We start from the raw sequence: 18,236 nt of genomic DNA, 5'->3' as shown, positions 1-18,236 counted from the left end.
GGCCGGGGGCTTCGCCGTGGTGGCCTCCGAAGTGCGCGGGCTGGCCCAGCGCAGCGCGGCCGCCGCCAAGGAAATCAAGACCCTCATCAGCGAATCGGTCAACGAGGTCCATGCCGGCTCCGAGCTGGTCGAGAAAGCCGGCAAGACCATGGGCGAAGTGGTCGAGTCCGTGCACCGCATCTCGGGCCTGATGGAAGGCATCGCCTCGGCCAACGTGGAGCAGACGGCCGGCATCGAAGAGGTGAACCGCGCCGTCTCGCAGATGGACGAGATGACGCAGCAGAACGCCGCCATGGTGGAAGAAGCCAGTGCCGCCACCTCGGCCATGGCCTCGCAGGTGGCCGTGCTGCGCGAGGCGCTGGCCGTGTTCCAGCTGGGCGAGGCCGCCGCCCTTGCGGCCGAGCACCACCCCACGCCGGCCCCGGCGCCCAAGGTCTCGCCACGGCCTTCCACCCGCCTGCTGCGCGCCTGACCAGGCCCGCAGCGCGGGCTGGCCGGCACGGGGCCGGCGGCCCGCGGGGGGCAGATGGTTCTGGGTGGTGTGCGCAGCAGCACCCTCGCGTGAAACGGGCACCGCAGGCGCTCTAGCTCTGAGCCGGCACCGCAGGCGCACTAATTCTGAGCCGGCACCGCAGGCGCCGGACGGCGAAGCAGCAGCCAGCCGAACAGCGGCGCCGTGATGTACATCAGCACCGAGTAGATGGCCGCGGGCAGCGCCAGCGTGTAGCTGCCCAGCACGCTCAGGGCGATGAAGATGGCCAGCGTCGAGTTGTGGATGCCGATCTCGTAGCTCACCGCGGTGGCCAGCGGCTTGTCCAGCCCGGCCGCGCGGCTCAGGTAGTAGCCGGACAGCAGGCTCGCCAGATTGAACACCAGCACCGCCGGCCCGATCTCGGCGAAGGTGCTCGCGATCGAACTCCACTCCTTGGCGATGGACAGGATGGACACCACCGCCAGCACCAGCGCGCTGAAGACCTTCACCGGCTTTTCCATGCGCGCCGCGAAGGCCGGCCAGCGGGCCGCCGCGGCCATGCCCAACCCCACCGGCACCAGCACGATGGCGATCACCTCCAGGAGCTTGCCGGTCTGGATCGGCACCACCTGCCCGCTCTGGGCGAAGTGGGCGATGGCCGCGTTGGCGATGATCGGCAGCGTGACGATGGACAGCAGCGTGTTCACCGCCGTCAGCGAGATGTTCATCGCCACGTTGCCGCCGAACAGGTGGGAAAACAGGTTGGCCGAGATGCCGCCCGGCGACGCGGCCAGCAGCATGAGGCCGATGGCGAACATCGGCGACAACCCGAAGGCGCGGATGATCGCGTAGCACAGGATCGGCAGGCCGATCACCTGCAGGCCGAGCGCAATGCCCACGGCCTTGGGGCTGTGCAGCAGCCGCCGGAAGTCGGCCACCCGGAGGGTGAGGCCGAGCCCGAACATGACGAGTGCCAGCGCGCCGAACAGAAAGCGCGTGACGATGAGGGTGCTGTCCATCGGGGCCGCCGCGCTCAGTCGCGGTAGCCCGGGTCGGTGCGGTCGAGCTTGCGGATCAGCGCGGGCCAGACGAACTGCCCGCCCAGGCCGCCCGTCTGCACCTTCATCGCATGGCCCACCCCCTGCACGATCTGCGGGTGCACCCGCGTCAGCTCCCCGCCGCCCGACTGCGCGGCGATCTGGATCTGGCAGGTGGATTCGAACGTGTACATGGCCAGGAACGCATCCGCCACCGTCTTGCCGCAGGTGAGCAGGCCGTGGTTGCGCAGCATGAGGAAGTTGGCGTGGCCCAGATCGGCCTGCAGGCGGGTCTTCTCGTCGTCGCGGATCGCCACGCCTTCATAGTCGTGATAGGCCAGCGAGGCCAGCACGAAGGTCGACTGCTGGCTGATGGGCAGCACGCCGTCCTTTTGCGCGCTCACGGCGATGCCGGCCCGCGTGTGGGTGTGCAGCACGCACTGGATATCGTCGCGCGCCGCATGCACCGCGCTGTGGATCACGAAGCCCGCCGGGTTCACCGGGTGGGGCGAGTCGATCACCTTGTTGCATTGCGAATCCACCTTGACCAGGCTGGACGCCGTGATCTCGTCGAACATCAGGCCGTAGGGGTTGATGAGAAAGTGGTGCTCCGGCCCCGGCACCCGCGCGCTAATGTGGGTGAACACCAGGTCGCTCCAGCCGTGCAGGGCCACCAGGCGGTAGCAGGCGGCCAGATCGACGCGCAACTGCCACTCTTCGGCAGACACGAGTTGCCGGAATTCGGACGGGGAGATCGCATTCATGGACATTCCTTGGGGTGGGTGCATGGGACAGAGGGCGCCGGCAGCCGTCAGGCGGCGGCCGGCTGCGGCGGCTGCAGCGCCGCCTTGTAGAGGCTCTGGCGCGGCTGGGCCAGCACGCGCCGCAGCATCGGCATGAAGGTGTCGAGCGGCAGCGTCTCGGCATGCGGGTCGAACGCCGGGTTGTCGTAGCGCTCGCAAAACTCGGCCGTCTGCTGGTAGTGCGGGTGCCCCGCGAACTGGTCGCGCAGGTGGCGGTCCAGCCCGATGTGGTGAAAGAAATAATGGCCCTGGAAGATGCCGTGGTGCTGGACCATCCAGTGGTTGGCCTCGCTCACGAACGGCTGCAGGATGGCGGCCGCGATGTCGGGGTGGTTGAACGAGCCCAGCGTGTCGCCGATGTCGTGCAGCAGCGCGCACACCACGTACTCCTCGTCCTGGCCATCGCGCAGCGCGCGGGTGGCGGTCTGCAGCGAATGGGTATACCGGTCCACCGGAAAGCCGCCGTAGTCGCCTTCCAGGATGCGCAGGTGCGCCGCCACCCGGTCCGCCAGGCCGCGCGAGAACTGCATGAACTCGCCGCCGATGGTCTGCCAGTCCTCGCGCGTGCTGTCCTGCATGCGCACGAAAGTCGCCTTTTGATGGGTCTGCATCGTGTTGTCTCCGTGGGGGAACCGGGCCACTGTAGGCGCGCCCTGCCCCGCCAACTGTCCAATAATTGACAGTTCGACCCCTTGGTTTACCCGCCCGCGCCGGACCGCACACCGCCCTGCATGCCCCACACGCCCCCGCTGTCACCCGCCCAACGCCGCACCCTGGAAGGCAATCCCTGGTTCGCGGCCCTGCCCGCCGCGCAGCGCAATGGCCTGCTGGGCACGGCGGAACTGGTGCACCTGCAGCGTGGCGCCATGCCCTTTCGCCAGGGCGACCCGGTGGGCACGGCCGGCAGCGGGTTCTACGGCCTGCTGGCCGGCACCCTCAAGATCTCCACGCTGCGCGACGACGGGCGCGAAGCCATCCTGGTGCTGCTGGAGCCGGGCAACTGGTTCGGCGAGATCACCCTCATCGACGGCTCGCCGCGCACGCACGACGCCACCGCGCTCACCGGGGTCGATCTGCTCGTGGTGCCGCCCGCCGCCTTCGCCGCGCAGATGGCCGACCCCGTGTTCGCCAACGCCATGGCCACCCTGCTTGCCTCACGGGTGCGGGGCCTGTACAGCATGATGGAAGACGCCACCCTGCGCGGGCTGCGCGTGCGCGTGGTGCACCGCCTGCTGGCCCTGGCGCGCGGCGACGCCACCCAGTCCGCCACCTTGCGGCCCAGCGTGGCCGTGCCGCAGGAGGCGCTGGCCATGATGCTCGGCGTGACGCGGCAGACCCTGTCGAAAGAGCTCAACGCCCTAGCGCAGGAAGGCCTGATCGGCCTGCGCTACCGGCGCATCGAACTGCTGCACCTGGAAGCACTGCAGCGCGTGGGCGGCGCGAACTGAACGGGCCCGTGCCCACCGTGCTCGCCCGGCGGCGCGATGCCGTCAGCCGCTGAACACCGCCGTGCGCCGCTGCGGCCCCGCAGGGCGCAGTGCCATGCGCTCGGCCAGTGCCTGAATGCCTGCCTCCCCCTTCGCCAGGGCCGCCCGGCTGGTGTGCACCGAATACGTGCCCGTTACCAGATCATGCGGATGCGGCTCGCGGACCCGATCACGAACACCGCGCTGCGCTCCTGCGAGGCCTGCAGCTCGATCGTGCCGGATGCGCCAAACACCGCCATCTCGCCGGTGGCCACCGCGTTGGGACCGACCAGTTGGCCGTGGCTGACCGCCAGCCAGGCCGCATCGTGCCCCTGGGGCGGCGCATACGTCCATGCCTGGCCGGGCTGCAGCGTGACGAGCAGGTAGTGAACGCCCTCCGGTGCCCGCACCGGGCTGCGAAGGCCGGCGTATTCGCCTAGGATCACCGTGACCGGGCCGCTGGCGGGCATGGCCTTGGCCTCGATGTACTGGCTGTCCACCGGGCCGTTTTCCAGTTCGGGCGGCAGGGCCAGCCAGAGCTGGAAACCCGCGATGCGCGGCGACTGCCCTGGTGAAAGCTCCTTGCCATGCCACACGCCGCCCCCGGAGCGCATCCACTCCACGCCGCCGTAGGCCAATTCCCCCTCGCCCGAGACCGCGTCGTCGAAGCGAAAGTCGCCCTCGGTCACCACCGTGACGGTGGCCAGCCCCGAGTGCGGGTGAATGGGCATGCCACCGGCAAACGACGATTCGCCCTGGAACAGATCCAGAAACACGAAAGGCTTGAGCACCTGGCCCAGGTCGCCAGGGCTCATCAGCCGGGTGATGGGACCGTGTCCACGGCCACGGGTGCGCCGCACGATGGTTCGCTGGGCGGAGGGGGAAAGCAAGGCGGACATGGTGGGGTGCTCCTGACAAAGAAGTGCTGGACAAATCTGCGCCGGTGCCACATCCGGTTTGCCGTGGCGCCGCTGCCCACCCAATGTAGAGACGCGCCCTCCATCTGCGAAGCCTATTTGATTGAATATGATCCATCTGCTTTAACGATGGATTGAGGACATCACCATGCTCGATGGCGTCTCCCTGGACCACCTGCGCATCTTCGTCGCCGCGGTGGAAACCGGCAGCTTCTCGGCCGCCGGCCGCCGCGTCGGCCGGGCGCAGTCGGTCGTCAGCCAGGCCATCGCCGGGCTGGAGGCGCAACTCGGCGTCACGCTGTTCACCCGGGCGGCGCGACTGCCCGCCCTCACCCCGGAGGGTCAGGCCCTGGCCGGCCGCGCTCGCGACATCGTTCGCGCGGCCGACACGCTCAAGGCCGAGGCACGCTCGATGGCCGCCGGCCTGGAGCCCGAACTGTCGGTCGTGGTCGATGTCATGTTCCCCATGGCGGCGCTGACCGACGCCATCGGCGCCTTTGCCCTCGCCTTTCCCGGCACCACGCTGCAACTGCAGGTGGAGGCACTCGGCGCCGCGGCCCAATGGGTGCTGGACGGGCGCTGCCGCGTGGGCGTGATGGGTTCGCTGCCCGTCATTCCGCCCGAGTTCGAACAGGTGCCGCTCATGGGCGTGCCCATGGTCACCGTGACGGCCCCGGGATCGCCGCTGGCCCAGCAGCCGGGCCGGCTGACTCGCCAGCAGCTGAAAGGCCATGTTCAGCTCGTCCTCACCGACCGCTCGCCCCTCACCGCCGGCCGCGACTTCGGCGTGCTGGGCGACACCGTGTGGCGCCTGGCGGACATCGGCGCCAAGCACGCCTTCCTGCGCGCCGGCCTCGGCTGGGGGCACATGCCCCGGCCCATGGTGGAAGACGACCTGCGCGACGGGCGGCTGGTGCGCATCCAGGTGGAGACCGGCGTGCAGGGCGATCCCATGCTGGAGATGAAAGCGGTCTATCGGCGCGACGCGCTGCCCGGGCCTGCGGGCCGATGGCTGATCGAGCGGCTGCGGCAATACCCGGATTGCGGCGAAGCGCGCGCGGCCCCGGCGGCTTGAGGACGGCGCGGCGCGGCGCGCCCTCTCACCAGCACCGAACGGTCCGCCGCCTAACCGTCCACCGGATCGAGCGGCGTCTCCAGCGTGAGCTGGTAGAACGCCGCATCCAGCCACCGGCCGAACTTGAACCCCACCTGCGGCATCGTGCCCGTATGGACGAACCCCAATTGCCGGTGCAGCCGGATGCTCCCCTCGTTGGCCGCGTCGATGCAGCCCACCATCGCGTGCAGGCCCGCGGCCCGGGCCCGCTCCACCAGCGTTCGCATCAGCAGCGCGCCCAGCCCGCGCCCACGGCAGTCCTTGTGCACGTAGACGCTGTGCTCCACCGTGTACTTGTAGGCCGGAAACGCCCTGAAAGTGCCCCACGAGGCAAAACCCATCAACGCGCCTTGCGCGTCGACCGCTCCCACCACGGGAAAGCCGTTCGCGCGCTTCGTGGCGAACCAGGCAGACATCGCCGATGGCGGGCGTGCCGCATAGTCGTAGAGGGCCGTCGAATGAGCGATGGCCTCGTTCAGAATGTCGAGAATTGCCCCCGCATGGGCGACCTCGTCGCAGTCGATCAGTCGAACCTCGGGGATGGGGGTGTGATTCATGGGGAACATGCCGAACGGCGGGCGGACTTCAGCGCTTTGGAACAATCCGGCGGCATCGGCAGAACGCCCTGCGAAAGCGGCCCGCCGGCCCTGTTGCCTTTCATGCCACCATCGCCCCGTCCAGTAAAGTGGAATATGTTTCCATCTTAATGGAATCTGCGCACCATCCTGCACCAGAACCGAAACCGCGGACCCGGCTTCTTCGCTGGTGCAGCCGCCTGAAGGAGCCCGCACCATGCCCATCGCCCCTGCTTCCGACCCCACTCCCGCACCCGCTTGCGCCACACCCGGCACATCCGTTTTGTTCTGGCGCGGAACGGCCAATGCCAGCCTGGAGCGGCTGGCGCTGCACGTCGCGCAGGACGGCATCACCGCATCCGCCACGGTGATCGGCCTGGAGGGCGGCGGCTTCCAACTCACCCATCGCTGGCGGATCACACCCGACTGGCGCACGCAGTCGGTCGAGGTCGAGCGCTGGAACGCCAACGGCCACCGGCGGTTGGCGCTCGAACGCAACGGCAGCGGCTGGACCGTCGACGGCAAGCCGCGCACCGATCTGGACGGCGCCGAAGAACCCGACCTGTCCGCGACCCCTTTCTGCAACACCTTCCCGATCCTGCGCACGCCGCTGTCCACCGGCAAAAGCCTCCGCCTGGAAACCGCCTTCATCGACGCACTGGAGTGGACCGTCACGCGGTCGCGGCAGCGGTACGACCGGCTCGGACCGAGGCAGCTGCGCTATGTGGACCTGGGCCTTTTCAGGGGATTCGAAGCCCTCCTGACGGTGGACGCCAACGGTTTCGTCGAGCGCTATGAAGGCCTCTTCGAACGCATCCGACCGGCCTCCTGACCCTGGTGCAGCGCGGGCCGCCGCGCCGGGCGGCGGCGCCTTCAGGTGCCCGTGCGGGCCAGGGGAAGCACCACCGTGAACTCACTGCCCAGGCCCAGTCCCTGGCTCTCGGCCACCACCTCGCCCCCGTGGGCCAGCACGATCTTGCGCACGATCGCCAGTCCCAGGCCCAGCCCGCCTTCCGCATTCGAGGCGGCGCCCGGTGCCTGGACGAACGGCTCGAACAAGTCGGCCACGGAGCCTGGAGGCAGGCCCACGCCGTTGTCCCGGATCGCCACCGCCACCTGGCGCTCGCCGCGCCATTGCACCTGCAGGACGATCTCGCCACCGGGATCGGTGTACTTGGCGGCGTTGGTCAACAGATTGGCGAACACCTGGACCAGCCGCAGCGCATCGCCAGTGACCACCACGGGCGCATCGCCCAGATCGGCGTCGAGCCGGTGGCCCTTCTTGGCCACCAACGGCGCGCTCTGCTCGAGCGCCTGTCGCAGCACCTGCTGCAGATCCACCGGCACCTTCGGCGGCGGGCTTGCGCGCATCAGCCCGGACAGGTCGAGCAGGTCGTCCGCCATGCGCGTGAGTTGCGCCACCTGGCGGCCAATCATCTCGCTGGCCCGCAGCACCCGTTTTTCATCGCCGGGCGAGCGCTGCAGCACCGCCTGCGCGGAATGGATGGCGGACAGCGGGTTGCGGATCTCATGGCCGAGGATGGCCATGGCGTTGTCCTTGGCACGGTTGCTGGCTTTGAGCTGCTGCATCTTTTCCGCCAGCGCCACGCGCGAGCGCCGCAGTTGCCCGCCCATCAGACCGATGCCCAGGCCGATCGCCAGGAAAAGCAGAAGTCGGGCCACGTTCTCTGGCTGCAGCACCTCGCGCAAACCAGCGCCGCGCTCGATGAACAGGTACGTGCCCACCGACGTGCCCAGCACCGTGGCCAGCAGTGCCGGGCCGAACCCGCCATAGATCGCGGCCACCACGATCGGCACCGTCAAAATGAGGTACGGCCCCTGCTGCCCCAGCACCGGATTGAGCAGGTAGCGCAACAGCAGCGCTGCCGCCACGGCGGCGACGGCGGTCAGATAGTGGCGATTCATGCGCGCGATGATGCCAGGGCTTTGGCCCCACTTTGCCGTGCCGCGGGCGCTCTGCGGGTTCTGCCACAAAATCGGTCTCCCAACCCCTGCCCGCACCATGTCCGTCCACGAAACCCTGAAGGCCTGGGCCTGGCGCATCAAGCGAGACGGCGTCACGCTCTGGTTCGCCTGCAAGAGCCCCGCCACGCCGTGGCACGCGAAAGCCCTGGGCATGTTCGTCGTGGCCTATGCGCTCAGCCCGATCGACCTGATTCCGGACTTCATCCCCGTCCTGGGCTATGTGGACGACGTCCTCTTGCTGCCGGCGCTGATCTGGCTCACGGTGAAGCTGCTGCCCGCGCCCGTGCTGGCTTCCTGCCGAAGCCAGGCGGAAGAATGGATGCGCACGGAAGGCAAGAAGCCTCGCAGCCGAGCAGGGGTGTTTCTGGTTCTGGGGGTCTGGCTGGGGGCCGGCGTTGTGGGGTACCTGCTGGTTCAGCGCTGGTGGTAGCTCATTGCTTTGCCTGCCGGTGCAGGCGAGCGGGCGGCGCTTTTTGCCTTTTCGGGCTCCAGCGCAATCAGCACTATGGCATTCCGCTACATATTTAATAGCAAACGCCTGCAAGTCCGATGGGCCAGCTAGCCCTTGGCGATACCCGCAGTGCAGACCATGCCCACCCGGCCGGATGCCTGCCGCTTGTCCCTGGTGGGAGGCTGACCATGCATGCGGGCGTATTCGCGGCTGAACTGCGAGGCACTCTCGTACCCCACTTCGAAAGCGACCTGGCTCATGCTCTTGCCCTGCGACAGGATCAGCCGCCGCGCCTCCATCAACCGCAGTGCTTTCTGGAACTGCAGCGGCGACAGCGACGTGATGGTCCGAAAGTGCCGATGGAACGCCGAGCGGCCCATGCCGGCCGCCGCTGCCAGTTGCTCGATACGCACCGGCCGCGCGGGCTCGGCCCGCAGGATCGCCACCGCGCGCGCAATGCGGCGCGCGTGGCTGTCGGGCAGGCCCAGGTGGCGGATCACAGCGCCCTGGCGGCTCCGCAGCAGCCAATGGTGGATCTCCCGGACCAAGCCCTCTTTGAGCACCGCGAGCGATTCGGGCCGGTCCAGCAGCCGCACCAGCCGACGCACGGCATCGCGCAGATCCTCCTCATCGCCCGTGTCGGCCGCGTCGGGCGCGGCGGGAGGCGCATCGCCCCCCGGCGATCCCAGGACCAGATCGGTGATCACCGCCGGGTCCAGCTCCAGCGCAACGGCCAGATAGGGCTGGGCGATGCTGGCCTGGCTGATGCGGCTGGCCGTGGGCACGTTGGCCGTGACGATCATCGTGTCGCCCGCCACATAGGACACCGTGCGGCTGCCCATGGCGACCCGCTTGCGGCCCTGCAGCACCAGGCACACCAGAGGCTGCTCCACCGCGTGCTCCAACGCGCTCGGCGCCGTGCGCCGGACCAGGTACAGGCCGCGCACCCGCGTGGCGGTGATGCCGCCCGTCCGCTGGTGCGTGGTGCCTGTGTAGCGCAAGACCGCTTGCGTCAATTCGTCGTCCGCCATGGCGCATTCTGGCCAGGAAGGCCGGCCCGCCGCAACCGGCCTGGACGATCAGGCAAGGAATGCCGATCTTCGGGCAGACAACGGAGTGAGCGCGACCCTACAGTCGTTGCGTTGTACCGAACCCCGAAAGGCACCCATGACTCCGCTGCCGCCCCCGCACGAGGACCCGCCCGCCGCCGAACCTGCCCGCGCACCGCACCGGGGTGTGCAGGTGCTGGGAGAACAAGGCGCTGAGGGCCGCAAGGCCTTCTTCATCGAGATCGAGGCGCGCCCTGGCCAGGAGGAGGCGGTGGTGCAGATGCTGCGCGACATCCGGGCCTGCGTCGAGGCCGAGCCCGCCACGGGTCCATGGTTCGCCGTTCGGTTTTCGGAAAGACGCTTTGCGATTTTTGAAGCGTTTCCCGATCTGGCGGGGCGGCAGGCGCATGTCGATGGCGGAGGGGGCGATATCTTTCGCGACGTGGCGCGGATGAATGCGATCCTTGCCGAGGCGGCCCAGGTGCATCGCGTGGATGTGTTGCTGAGCAAGGACTATTTTTCTTATTGCCGGGATGAGTAAAAAGCCGTGAGGATGACTGTCAAATAAGGCAAAACAGGCTGGTTGGGGTCATCTGTTCAGCAAACGTGGACGCATTTCACATCCCTCGGGAGTTCACCGATCTGCTTTGGCGTTGCGCGCACTCAGCAGACAAGCCGCCAAGTCACGCACGATGCGTGACTTGGGAAGATCCGGCCGAAAGATCAGCAAGGTTCGAAAGTGCAGCGCTGCAGAGAATGGGCGAAACACCACGCCCCGGGCCGCATAACCGTCTGTGGCGTAGGGGTTGACCAGCCCCACGCCCAGCCCTTCCATCGCCAGCGCGCACACGGTGGATGAATTGGGGGTCTCTGCCACCACCTTGGGCCTGACGTCGCCAGCCTCCAGAATTCGCGTCAGTTTTCTGCGCACAGTGTCCTCCGGCGAGAGCGCGATGAAGGCCTCCTCGTGAAGGTCCTCCGGCTTGACCACCTTGCGCGCGCACAGCCTGTGCCCCTCGGGCATGGCACAGACTGCTTTGGGCGTGGCGAACAACTGGTGCTCCAGTCCCGCAACATCGATTTCGTCAGCAGCCAGACCGACCTCGAAACGGCTGCTCACCACCAGCTCGCGCACGGTGGCTGAGCTGGCCACCTGCAAAGTGACGGCAATCGACGGGTGCTTTTGCCGAAACAAGCGCAGCGCATGGGGCACCAGGGTCGATCCCATCGCCGCCAGGCTGGCAATGCGGATGTCGCCCGTCCCAAAGTCCCGAATACGCGCTGCGCTGATCCGCAGTCTGTCCAGGCCCTGGAACGTGGTCTCCACATCACGAAAGAAGAGATGGCCTTCGGCGGTGGGCACCAACCGACCACGGACCCGGTCGAACAGCGCGAACCCGGTGGTCTTCTCCAGCTCCAGAATGCTGCGGCTGATGGCCGGTTGGCTGATCTGCAGCAGGTCCGCAGCGCGGGACGCAGAGCCCGTCACCATCACCGCGCGAAAGGCTTCGATCTGACGAAAGTTCATTCACCACCTATCAGCTTTGTGCATAGACCCCATCGGTTGCATCATTGATTGTTATCGATCTGGATTCTAAAGTCCTCTCATTCGCCGGCCTACGGACCACGCGCACTGCCCGCTGGTGCTGATGGGTCGGCCCCACCAACATTGAAAGGACCACGGCCATGGATCGCAGATCGTTGTTGCAAAAGGGGGGTGCTGCCAGCGCAGCGATGTTGCTGCCCGGTGCTTCGCTGTGGGCGCAGGCGCCATACCCCGACAGGCCCATCAAACTGATCGTGCCCTGGTCTGCGGGCGGCAGCACCGATGTGCTGGCCCGTGCAGTCGGCCAGAGCATGGCCGATGGGCTGGGCAAACCGGTGGTGATCGACAACCGTCCCGGCGCTGCAGGCCGCCTGGGTGTGGACGCAATGGTGAAGTCGGCGGCGGACGGGTACACGCTGGCCATCATCGAACTGGCGCACGCGATTGCACCGTCGATTTATCAGAAGATGCCCTACGACATCATGAACGACTCGGCGGCGATCTCCACCCTCGGAGTCTCTCCCCTGGTCCTTTTCGTGGATGCGCAGAAGTACCAGGCTGGGCAGCACCAGAAATTTGTGGCCGATGCGAAAAAGGCGGCAGAGCCTCTGAGCATCGCCACCAGCGGCACGGGCAGCATCAGCCATCTGGCGGCGGGTCTGTATGCCAAAGAGGCCAAGCTGGAATTGCAGATGATTCCGTACAAAGGCTCAGCGCCCGCATTGACCGATGTGGCGGCGGGTGTTCTGAGCGGTCACTTTTGCACCTTGGCAAGCGCGAGCAGCCTGTTCAGTGCCGGAAAAATCGTGCCCCTGATGGTGACGGGCAATCGGCGCGTGCCACAGCTTGCGAATGTGCCCTCTGCCAGCGAGCTGGGGCTGAACACCATGGACTTTGGACAGTGGTGGGCGTTGGTGGCGCCGGTCAAAGTGCCCAAGCCCATCATCACCGCGCTGCACAAGGCGACGGCCACTGCGCTGGCGGACAAGCAGGTGCAGTCCCGGATCTCCAGCCTTGCCATCCAGCTGGGCAGTTGCTCTCCCGATGAGGCCCAGGCCTTCATACGCGCCGAAGCCATCAAATGGGCCAAGGTGGTCAACAGCCTGGGCATCAAGCCCGAATAAGCAGCCAGCAAGAGCCATCCGCATGCCCCCACAAGCCCACGTTTCTCCCGAAGCGCCCAACGACCAGTTTCGCAGCCTGTCACCCGCCGTCTGGCGCGCCTCCACCGTCCTGTTCGACACCGTCGCAGACTTCACTTCCCGCAAAGACCGCCTGTTTGACGGCTACACCTACGGCGTCACTGGCACCCCCACCACGCGCGCGCTGGAAGAAAGGGTGGCGGCGCTGGAAGGAGCCCACCATTGTGTCGCCGTGCCTTCCGGGCAAGCGGCGCTGTGTTTGATCGCCCTTTCCCTGCTCAAGGCGGGAGACCATGTGCTCGTCGCAGACTCCGCCTATGGTCCACTGCGCACCTTCGCCCGCGACTACCTGCAGCGCTTTGGCATAGAACACGACACATTCGATCCCTTGGCCGGGGCCGACCTTGCGAGCTTGCTGCGCCCCCAAACCAAGCTGGTGTTTCTCGAATCCCCAGGCTCTATCACGATGGAGATGCAGGACATTCCAGCCATCGTGGAGGTGACCCGGACAGCGGGCGTGCGCACGGTGCTCGACAACAGCTGGGCCTCCCCCCTCGGGTTTCGCGGCATTCCAGCGGGCGTGGACATCGTGGTGGAAGCTGCATCCAAACTTTTGAGCGGTCACTCCGATCTGCTCCTCGGCACCATCGCAACGGACAGCCGATCGCTGTACGAGGCGTTTCGGACCACGCAGAGTGTTCTGGGGCAGGCGGTGAGTGCCGAAGACTGTTTCCTCGCCCTGCGGGGCATGGACACGCTGGAAGTGCGCTATTCCCACCAGTGCGCCAGTGCGCTGGCCGTGGCCTCGGCGCTCACCAGCCATGACGCGGTGACAGAGGTCCTCTTTCCGCCGCGCCCCGGAGACCGTAGCCACACGCGCTGGGCAGCTTCGTTCACCGGTGGTGGGTGCGTGCTGTCTTTTGTTCCGCACTTCCACAGTGATGCAGCCATTCACCAGTTCTTCTCGGCACTGCGGGTGTTCCAGATTGGGGCCAGCTGGGGCGGGGTTCACAGCCTGGCGGCGTACTACCCCGAAACAGAGCAACGCAAACGCAAGCACTGCGCATTCAGTGCGGGCATCGTCCGACTGTCCATTGGGCTGGAGCCTTCGGGCAAGCTCATCGCAGACCTTGAGCAAGCGCTGCATGCCGCTGGCGCACTGCCGTCCTGACCTCCAATCCCTAAAGAGAAAAGAGCCATCCATGATTGAACGACGCCACTTTTTCCGCTACGCCACCGCCAGCTCACTGGCGGCGGCCATAGGCACTGCATCCGCAACGACGCCTGCCACGACAGGCACTGGCGCCACTTCGATGTCGGCCGCCGCAGGCTCCAGCGCACTGCAAATGGAACTGGCCGGGCTCTACGACGTGGACCGCACGGTGATCAACCTGGACGCGGCGTACTACGGGGCCATGACCCGTGAGGTTCAAGCCCATTACTTCGAGCGTTCGATGTGGGTGAACCGGTACAACTCCACGTTCCTGCGCAGCGCGGTACAAGGCATTCCGCGCGATCCCGAACTCAACAAGTCGCGCGCAGCAGTGGCCCACCTCATCGGCGCCACACAGGACGAGGTCACGCTGTGCGGCGGGGGGACGGAGGCCCTGTATTCACTCATCGTCAACTACCGGCCACTCAGCGCGGGCGACGCGGTGATCTATGCCGACACCGACTATGACGAAATGCAGTACGCCATGGACTATCTGGAGCAAAGCCGGGGCGCCAAGGTCGTGCGCTTCAACCTGCCTGAGCCCCACACCCGCGCCAATGTGCTGCAAGCCTACGACAGCATCTTGCGCAACACACCGCGCGCCAAGTTGCTGCTGCTGACCCATGTCTCCAACCGCAATGGCCTGGTGCCACCAGTCGCCGAGATCGTGGCCATGGCCAAAGCGCGGGGCGTCGATGTCATTCTGGACAGTGCCCAGGCTGTGGGCCATATGCCCTTCGATGTAAAAACCTATGGCGCGGATTTCGTCGGTTTTTCGCTGCACAAATGGGTGGCCGCGCCGCTGGGTACCGGCGCCATCTACATCAAGAAGGAAAGACAGGCAGACATCCAGCAGTGGCTGGGCAACAAGATCTACAAAGCGGAGGACCTGCGCTCCCGCATTCCGACAGGCACCGTGGACGTGGCAGCCCGGCTCAGCATTCCCAAGGCCTTGGCCGTGCAAGAGCGCATCGGCCTGGAACGCAAGTTCGCCCACTTGCGTGCCCTGCGCGACTACTGGGTCAGCAGGGCGCGGGATGTGCCTGGTGTCGAGCTCATGCTGCCGCAGGAGCGCGACAACTATGGCGCGATCAGCGCATTTCGCTTGGCGGGCCTGCGCACCATGGAGCAGGCGCGCAAGGTCCAGGAGCGCTTCATCTCAAAGCACGGCGTTCTGGTGGTCGCGAAGTCGGGGTTGGCTTCCGGGCCTGTGATGCGGGTGACACCATCGCTGTTCAACACCACCGAAGAGCTGGACCGCTTGGTCGCAGCCATTCAGGCGGAGCGAAATCTGTTGGCTTGAGTTGGGGGCGTGCCACTTTCTGAACTGGGCTTCCCCAGTTTTCCGGACGCTTTGCCTAGCCCTTTGAGCGTTGCCGCTTTTCGAATTGAACCGGGCTGAGACAGTTCAATTTGACAGCACTCGTTCAACGCCGGGCAAGCCGTCCCGCTCTCTAAAGAGTCATTGCCTCGCGCCCACTTGCTTCAGCTGACCCGCGCCAGTTTCATTGAGCGCAACCGTCTCGCTCACCTCTTCGATGCCGTAGTCAAGCGAAATGCCGTTGTACACGTAGCGCCGGCCGGCTTCGGTGGAAAAACGCAGGTAGCGCTTTTGCCGCTTCTTTAAATCAAACGTGGGAAGTTTTAGCGGCGCCTTGCCCATCTGGATGTCCCAAGCCCACTTCTGCTCGATGACGTACGAGCCTTCGGGTACGCGTAGGACGAGATAGGAGCCATTGGCCAGCGGCGCGACCTCGAGCCCGTTAAGGCTGATATAGGCGTCACGCCCGCCCAGAGCGATGGAGGTAGGCCGATAGATATAGATTGTCGCGTCGTCGTGCTGCGTTTGTCGGGCAGGTGACGTGGGCATCGGGGTGGCGCAACCTGCAAGAAAAAGCGTAACAACGAGCATAGCGCTGGCGCGCCGATTCAAAATTGTGTTCACTGATGCATCCCTAATTTCATTCTTACCCTCGAGCCGCGCCGTGCGTTCGCTCCCAGATACCCGCGTTAGCGCCTCAAGGACGTTGGCGTTGACCGGAGCACCTTTTTTCCAATCATCCGATCGCTAGGCCGGGCCAGAAGTCGGAGGTTTCATAGTCAGGTTCAGCCATCACCACATAAGCGACTGGCGCACTGCCTGTATAGACCTGCAGTGGCAGTTCCAACTTCAAAAAGCAACGTGCGTGTGTCTAGGGCTTCAATGTCTGCAATTGGCCGGCGCGATCGGCTAAGAGTAGTCACATTGATCAACAAGCTCTCGTGTAAATAACCACTGGCCGTTGTTGGTCACTGGAAAGTATTCCAGTCCAGACGGAATGCATTCGACCTCCAGTAGGGCTTGCCTCCAGTCCTTCTTCTTCAGGTCTACACAGGTTGAACCAAGAAAGATTTGGTAGCTCTTGTCCATCATTTTCTAATGAGGAAAAACGTTAGGGGCATGGCGCCTATCGGGCCGTCATGGCCTTATGGGCTTGATCTGCTTCCGGGCATCCTTCAATGATCCCTTTGATCCAGTTCACCGTGCAGGTGCGTGGCAAATTGGGAACGTCGCAAAGCCCTTGCGCTTTTGATTCATTTGTTTTGGCGGCCACCGACAGCGACGCGGCCGGTTGGACTGGCCACTGTGGCTTGATGGCTTGGGCTGCCAGTTTTTCCGTGAAATTGAAGGCAGCCGGCGTACCCTGAGCGACCCGCGCGGCCAAATTGCACGCCAACAGACTAATGGAATGCAGAGACGTCGCGCCACTGAGTTTCCCTGCGCCGGTAACGATATTCACATCTCTGCTGGCAGGGAAGTCGAAAACGATGTCCATGCGTCCAGTTCGTCTCACAAGAGAATTGGCGGCATTCGTGTAGTTGCGCAGATAGGTTAGGAATTCCCCACCTTGGGACACTCGAATGATTTGCGGATCATCCCGCTTCACGCCATCTACGCTTCGTAGCCAGGTCCAGCCATTCACGGGAGAGGTGTTGAATGCGTACGCAGCGAGGATTTGCGGTTCAACGTAGACCGCAAGCTGCGCCAGACTCCCGCCGAGCGAGTGGCCCGCTGCGAAGATTTGCAAATCGGGGCCTTCCTCCGCCTTCAACTCGGCCACGAGTTTCGGTATCTCGTCCCGGACGTTTTTGAATTGGCTGGGGCTGACATTGAACGCCATGGCAAAGTTGGTGCTCCAGTCCGTCATGATCTGTCCGCTGTAGTTCTCGGTGCCGCGGAAGACGACCATGGCCTGCGTTGCGCGTCCAGGCACATTCTCGGCGTACAGCCGGTTGACAAACGTTTCATAGAAAAGTCCGCCGACAGCGTTGCAACCAATTTTTCCAAGCTGCCAAGGCTCCCACCGGCTGTCGTTAGGCCCCAGACCCGCCTCCGCGTTGAGCATTCGCAGTGGGTGAATGCTTTCCTGGTATGTGCATGCGGCTTTGCCGTAACGGTTTTCATTTTCCACGTGGTATCGATATACCATTTTGGAAAGCAATGCCGGCCAAGCAACTTGGCCGATGGCAATCTGCGCATCCGTGATGCGAGCCAATTCAGATGGCTGGAGTACCTGGCCCGTCTTCAAGGCCTTCTCATCAGGGAGCGGACTAGGAGGAGGTTCCTGCAATATGGTCGATTCGCCGGTTATCACGGCCAGGTAGCAATCAGGCTTTCGCTCTCCGGTGCGCCGATGGTCATAGAGCCGCCCGGCAACCTCGTTCTTTCTACAAGCTACCTGGCCGGCGAGGTCCTTTTTCGCCATCTCTGTCTGATATTTTCCCGTTTCGTGAGTGAACGTCATCAGTCCGCACCCCGCGAGAAAAGCGCTAACAGCCACTCCGGCGAAGAGTTTGACCGCACGCATCGCGATATTAGTTTGCATACCCACCTCCCTTTTCACTAGCGTAGTAGCCAGCAGGGTCGGGCACAAGTGGGGTGAATGCTACTGAGGCTTCCTTCCCGCAAATAGCCTTATTTCATTGAAATGAAGCTGCGTCGCGATCCTCCACTATGAGGTAAACGCGACACAACAGCGGCCCTTCTCTTCAGCCCAGCCCCCCCTGGCACACATACTTCGTGTGCAGGTAATCCTCCAGCCCGTGCGTCGATCCCTCGCGCCCGTAGCCCGACTCCTTCACGCCCCCGAACGGCGCCGCCTCCGCCGCCAGCGCCCCTTCGTTGATCCCCACGATCCCCGTCTCCAGGGCCTCCGCCACGCGCCAGATGCGGCGCACGTCCTGGCTGTAAGAAGTACGCGGCCAAGCCCCGAACGGCGTGTCGTTGGCGGCGGCGAATCAACCTCTTGTTCGTTGTCAAAAGCGCGTGAGCGGCGCCAACCGGGGCCGAAACGTCTCCTCGCACGCGCAGGCCATGGTCGCGTCGGCGTTCTCCAGCACCGTGGGGGGCGTAGTAGGTGGCGCCCAAGGTCGGCCAGGCGCTTTCCACCCGTGAGCACCTTCGCGCCCTTGGCCACGGCGTCCT

Annotated in this window: 20 protein-coding genes and 1 pseudogene; 9 read left to right on the top strand and 12 right to left on the bottom strand. The window is 65.3% G+C overall.

Annotation, left to right across the window (positions count from 1 at the left end):
• Nucleotides 1-472 (top strand): methyl-accepting chemotaxis protein (locus tag AC27IO_RS11600; protein ID WP_498739034.1); only part of this gene is annotated, 472 nt, incomplete at its 5' end.
• A gap of 140 nt (nt 473-612) precedes the next feature.
• Here the strand turns inward: AC27IO_RS11600 and AC27IO_RS11595 are convergent.
• From AC27IO_RS11595 to AC27IO_RS11585, 3 genes are read right to left on the bottom strand one after another with little or no spacing between them, the layout of a single operon-like run.
• Nucleotides 613-1,491, bottom strand: a complete 879-nt coding sequence (locus tag AC27IO_RS11595) for a bile acid:sodium symporter family protein (RefSeq protein WP_284398860.1) — start codon at nt 1,489-1,491, stop codon at nt 613-615.
• A 14-nt stretch (nt 1,492-1,505) separates the two neighbouring features.
• On the bottom strand, nt 1,506-2,273 hold the full coding sequence (locus tag AC27IO_RS11590) for a class II aldolase/adducin family protein (RefSeq protein ID WP_498739033.1): 768 nt from the start codon (nt 2,271-2,273) through the stop codon (nt 1,506-1,508).
• 47 nt (nt 2,274-2,320) lie between these two features.
• Nucleotides 2,321-2,923 carry an HD domain-containing protein gene (locus AC27IO_RS11585; protein ID WP_284431461.1) on the bottom strand — a complete coding sequence of 201 codons (603 nt, stop codon included), beginning with the start codon at nt 2,921-2,923 and terminating at the stop codon, nt 2,321-2,323.
• A 120-nt stretch (nt 2,924-3,043) separates the two neighbouring features.
• Here AC27IO_RS11585 and AC27IO_RS11580 point away from each other — a divergent pair, with 120 nt between their 5' ends.
• On the top strand, nt 3,044-3,760 hold the full coding sequence (locus AC27IO_RS11580; RefSeq protein ID WP_284431460.1) for a Crp/Fnr family transcriptional regulator: 717 nt from the start codon (nt 3,044-3,046) through the stop codon (nt 3,758-3,760).
• Nucleotides 3,761-3,933: 173 nt separating this feature from the next.
• Here the strand turns inward: AC27IO_RS11580 and AC27IO_RS11575 are convergent, their stop codons facing one another.
• Nucleotides 3,934-4,677 (bottom strand): pirin family protein, encoded by a 744-nt coding sequence (locus AC27IO_RS11575; RefSeq protein WP_498739032.1) that lies wholly within the window; start codon nt 4,675-4,677, stop codon nt 3,934-3,936.
• Between the two features lie 166 nt (nt 4,678-4,843).
• On the opposite strand from AC27IO_RS11575, the gene AC27IO_RS11570 reads away from it, so the two are divergent.
• Entirely contained in the window at nt 4,844-5,770 is a 927-nt protein-coding gene (locus AC27IO_RS11570) for a LysR family transcriptional regulator (RefSeq protein WP_284431459.1), read from the top strand.
• A 50-nt stretch (nt 5,771-5,820) separates the two neighbouring features.
• Here AC27IO_RS11570 and AC27IO_RS11565 read toward each other — a convergent pair whose 3' ends face one another.
• Complete coding sequence (locus AC27IO_RS11565) at nt 5,821-6,366, bottom strand: GNAT family N-acetyltransferase (RefSeq protein WP_498739031.1); 546 nt, start codon at nt 6,364-6,366, stop codon at nt 5,821-5,823.
• A 235-nt stretch (nt 6,367-6,601) separates the two neighbouring features.
• Here AC27IO_RS11565 and AC27IO_RS11560 point away from each other — a divergent pair, with 235 nt between their 5' ends.
• The gene (locus tag AC27IO_RS11560) at nt 6,602-7,216 is read left to right on the top strand and encodes a putative glycolipid-binding domain-containing protein (protein WP_498739030.1); all 615 of its coding nucleotides are present in this window, start codon (nt 6,602-6,604) and stop codon (nt 7,214-7,216) included.
• 41 nt (nt 7,217-7,257) lie between these two features.
• On the opposite strand, the gene AC27IO_RS11555 is transcribed toward AC27IO_RS11560, so the two are convergent.
• Nucleotides 7,258-8,310 carry a sensor histidine kinase gene (locus AC27IO_RS11555; protein WP_498739029.1) on the bottom strand — a complete coding sequence of 351 codons (1,053 nt, stop codon included), beginning with the start codon at nt 8,308-8,310 and terminating at the stop codon, nt 7,258-7,260.
• A 97-nt stretch (nt 8,311-8,407) separates the two neighbouring features.
• Here AC27IO_RS11555 and AC27IO_RS11550 point away from each other — a divergent pair, with 97 nt between their 5' ends.
• The gene (locus AC27IO_RS11550; RefSeq protein WP_498739028.1) at nt 8,408-8,800 is read left to right on the top strand and encodes a YkvA family protein; all 393 of its coding nucleotides are present in this window, start codon (nt 8,408-8,410) and stop codon (nt 8,798-8,800) included.
• 128 nt (nt 8,801-8,928) lie between these two features.
• On the opposite strand, the gene AC27IO_RS11545 is transcribed toward AC27IO_RS11550, so the two are convergent.
• Nucleotides 8,929-9,852, bottom strand: coding sequence for an AraC family transcriptional regulator (locus AC27IO_RS11545; protein WP_498739027.1), 924 nt, complete (start codon nt 9,850-9,852; stop codon nt 8,929-8,931).
• 136 nt (nt 9,853-9,988) lie between these two features.
• Between AC27IO_RS11545 and AC27IO_RS11540 the strand changes: the two genes are divergently transcribed.
• Nucleotides 9,989-10,411: a putative quinol monooxygenase gene (locus tag AC27IO_RS11540; RefSeq protein ID WP_498739026.1), complete on the top strand. Its 423-nt coding sequence runs from the start codon at nt 9,989-9,991 to the stop codon at nt 10,409-10,411.
• 93 nt (nt 10,412-10,504) lie between these two features.
• Here AC27IO_RS11540 and AC27IO_RS11535 read toward each other — a convergent pair whose 3' ends face one another.
• Nucleotides 10,505-11,398 (bottom strand): LysR substrate-binding domain-containing protein, encoded by an 894-nt coding sequence (locus AC27IO_RS11535; protein WP_498739025.1) that lies wholly within the window; start codon nt 11,396-11,398, stop codon nt 10,505-10,507.
• Between the two features lie 158 nt (nt 11,399-11,556).
• On the opposite strand from AC27IO_RS11535, the gene AC27IO_RS11530 reads away from it, so the two are divergent.
• The 3 genes from AC27IO_RS11530 to AC27IO_RS11520 are packed head-to-tail and all read left to right on the top strand — an operon-like array spanning nt 11,557 to nt 15,074.
• Entirely contained in the window at nt 11,557-12,540 is a 984-nt protein-coding gene (locus AC27IO_RS11530; protein ID WP_498739024.1) for a Bug family tripartite tricarboxylate transporter substrate binding protein, read from the top strand.
• 22 nt (nt 12,541-12,562) lie between these two features.
• A complete protein-coding gene (locus AC27IO_RS11525; protein ID WP_498739023.1) occupies nt 12,563-13,729 on the top strand; it encodes a trans-sulfuration enzyme family protein in 1,167 nt (388 codons plus the stop codon).
• Entirely contained in the window at nt 13,704-15,074 is a 1,371-nt protein-coding gene (locus AC27IO_RS11520) for an aminotransferase class V-fold PLP-dependent enzyme (RefSeq protein ID WP_498739022.1), read from the top strand. Before AC27IO_RS11525 ends, AC27IO_RS11520 begins: the two co-directional genes overlap by 26 nt.
• A 159-nt stretch (nt 15,075-15,233) precedes the next feature.
• Here the strand turns inward: AC27IO_RS11520 and AC27IO_RS11515 are convergent, their stop codons facing one another.
• The 4 genes and pseudogenes from AC27IO_RS11515 to AC27IO_RS11500 all read right to left on the bottom strand — a co-directional run.
• The gene (locus tag AC27IO_RS11515; RefSeq protein ID WP_498739021.1) at nt 15,234-15,716 is read right to left on the bottom strand and encodes a hypothetical protein; all 483 of its coding nucleotides are present in this window, start codon (nt 15,714-15,716) and stop codon (nt 15,234-15,236) included.
• A gap of 285 nt (nt 15,717-16,001) precedes the next feature.
• Nucleotides 16,002-16,181 (bottom strand): DUF4062 domain-containing protein, encoded by a 180-nt coding sequence (locus AC27IO_RS11510; RefSeq protein ID WP_498739035.1) that lies wholly within the window; start codon nt 16,179-16,181, stop codon nt 16,002-16,004.
• A gap of 37 nt (nt 16,182-16,218) precedes the next feature.
• Nucleotides 16,219-17,637 carry a Tle-like phospholipase domain-containing protein gene (locus AC27IO_RS11505; protein ID WP_498739020.1) on the bottom strand — a complete coding sequence of 473 codons (1,419 nt, stop codon included), beginning with the start codon at nt 17,635-17,637 and terminating at the stop codon, nt 16,219-16,221.
• 163 nt (nt 17,638-17,800) lie between these two features.
• A pseudogene (locus AC27IO_RS11500) lies at nt 17,801-18,236 on the bottom strand (aldehyde dehydrogenase family protein); the annotation flags it as partial.

This window comes from Acidovorax sp. KNOB132, from assembly GCF_057541515.1.
This window is presented reverse-complemented; position numbering and strand designations above follow the sequence as displayed.

What these genes read in the sequence shown, in the direction of transcription:
- AC27IO_RS11595 (WP_284398860.1), bottom strand. Translation starts at nt 1,491, where the DNA reads ATGGACAGCACCCTCATCGTCACGCGCTTTCTGTTCGGCGCGCTGGCA.
- AC27IO_RS11590 (WP_498739033.1), bottom strand. Translation starts at nt 2,273, where the DNA reads ATGAATGCGATCTCCCCGTCCGAATTCCGGCAACTCGTGTCTGCCGAA.
- AC27IO_RS11585 (WP_284431461.1), bottom strand. Translation starts at nt 2,923, where the DNA reads ATGCAGACCCATCAAAAGGCGACTTTCGTGCGCATGCAGGACAGCACG.
- AC27IO_RS11580 (WP_284431460.1), top strand. Translation starts at nt 3,044, where the DNA reads ATGCCCCACACGCCCCCGCTGTCACCCGCCCAACGCCGCACCCTGGAA.
- AC27IO_RS11575 (WP_498739032.1), bottom strand. Translation starts at nt 4,677, where the DNA reads ATGTCCGCCTTGCTTTCCCCCTCCGCCCAGCGAACCATCGTGCGGCGC.
- AC27IO_RS11570 (WP_284431459.1), top strand. Translation starts at nt 4,844, where the DNA reads ATGCTCGATGGCGTCTCCCTGGACCACCTGCGCATCTTCGTCGCCGCG.
- AC27IO_RS11565 (WP_498739031.1), bottom strand. Translation starts at nt 6,366, where the DNA reads ATGAATCACACCCCCATCCCCGAGGTTCGACTGATCGACTGCGACGAG.
- AC27IO_RS11560 (WP_498739030.1), top strand. Translation starts at nt 6,602, where the DNA reads ATGCCCATCGCCCCTGCTTCCGACCCCACTCCCGCACCCGCTTGCGCC.
- AC27IO_RS11555 (WP_498739029.1), bottom strand. Translation starts at nt 8,310, where the DNA reads ATGAATCGCCACTATCTGACCGCCGTCGCCGCCGTGGCGGCAGCGCTG.
- AC27IO_RS11550 (WP_498739028.1), top strand. Translation starts at nt 8,408, where the DNA reads ATGTCCGTCCACGAAACCCTGAAGGCCTGGGCCTGGCGCATCAAGCGA.
- AC27IO_RS11545 (WP_498739027.1), bottom strand. Translation starts at nt 9,852, where the DNA reads ATGGCGGACGACGAATTGACGCAAGCGGTCTTGCGCTACACAGGCACC.
- AC27IO_RS11540 (WP_498739026.1), top strand. Translation starts at nt 9,989, where the DNA reads ATGACTCCGCTGCCGCCCCCGCACGAGGACCCGCCCGCCGCCGAACCT.
- AC27IO_RS11535 (WP_498739025.1), bottom strand. Translation starts at nt 11,398, where the DNA reads ATGAACTTTCGTCAGATCGAAGCCTTTCGCGCGGTGATGGTGACGGGC.
- AC27IO_RS11530 (WP_498739024.1), top strand. Translation starts at nt 11,557, where the DNA reads ATGGATCGCAGATCGTTGTTGCAAAAGGGGGGTGCTGCCAGCGCAGCG.
- AC27IO_RS11525 (WP_498739023.1), top strand. Translation starts at nt 12,563, where the DNA reads ATGCCCCCACAAGCCCACGTTTCTCCCGAAGCGCCCAACGACCAGTTT.
- AC27IO_RS11520 (WP_498739022.1), top strand. Translation starts at nt 13,704, where the DNA reads ATGCCGCTGGCGCACTGCCGTCCTGACCTCCAATCCCTAAAGAGAAAA.
- AC27IO_RS11510 (WP_498739035.1), bottom strand. Translation starts at nt 16,181, where the DNA reads ATGGACAAGAGCTACCAAATCTTTCTTGGTTCAACCTGTGTAGACCTG.
- AC27IO_RS11505 (WP_498739020.1), bottom strand. Translation starts at nt 17,637, where the DNA reads ATGCAAACTAATATCGCGATGCGTGCGGTCAAACTCTTCGCCGGAGTG.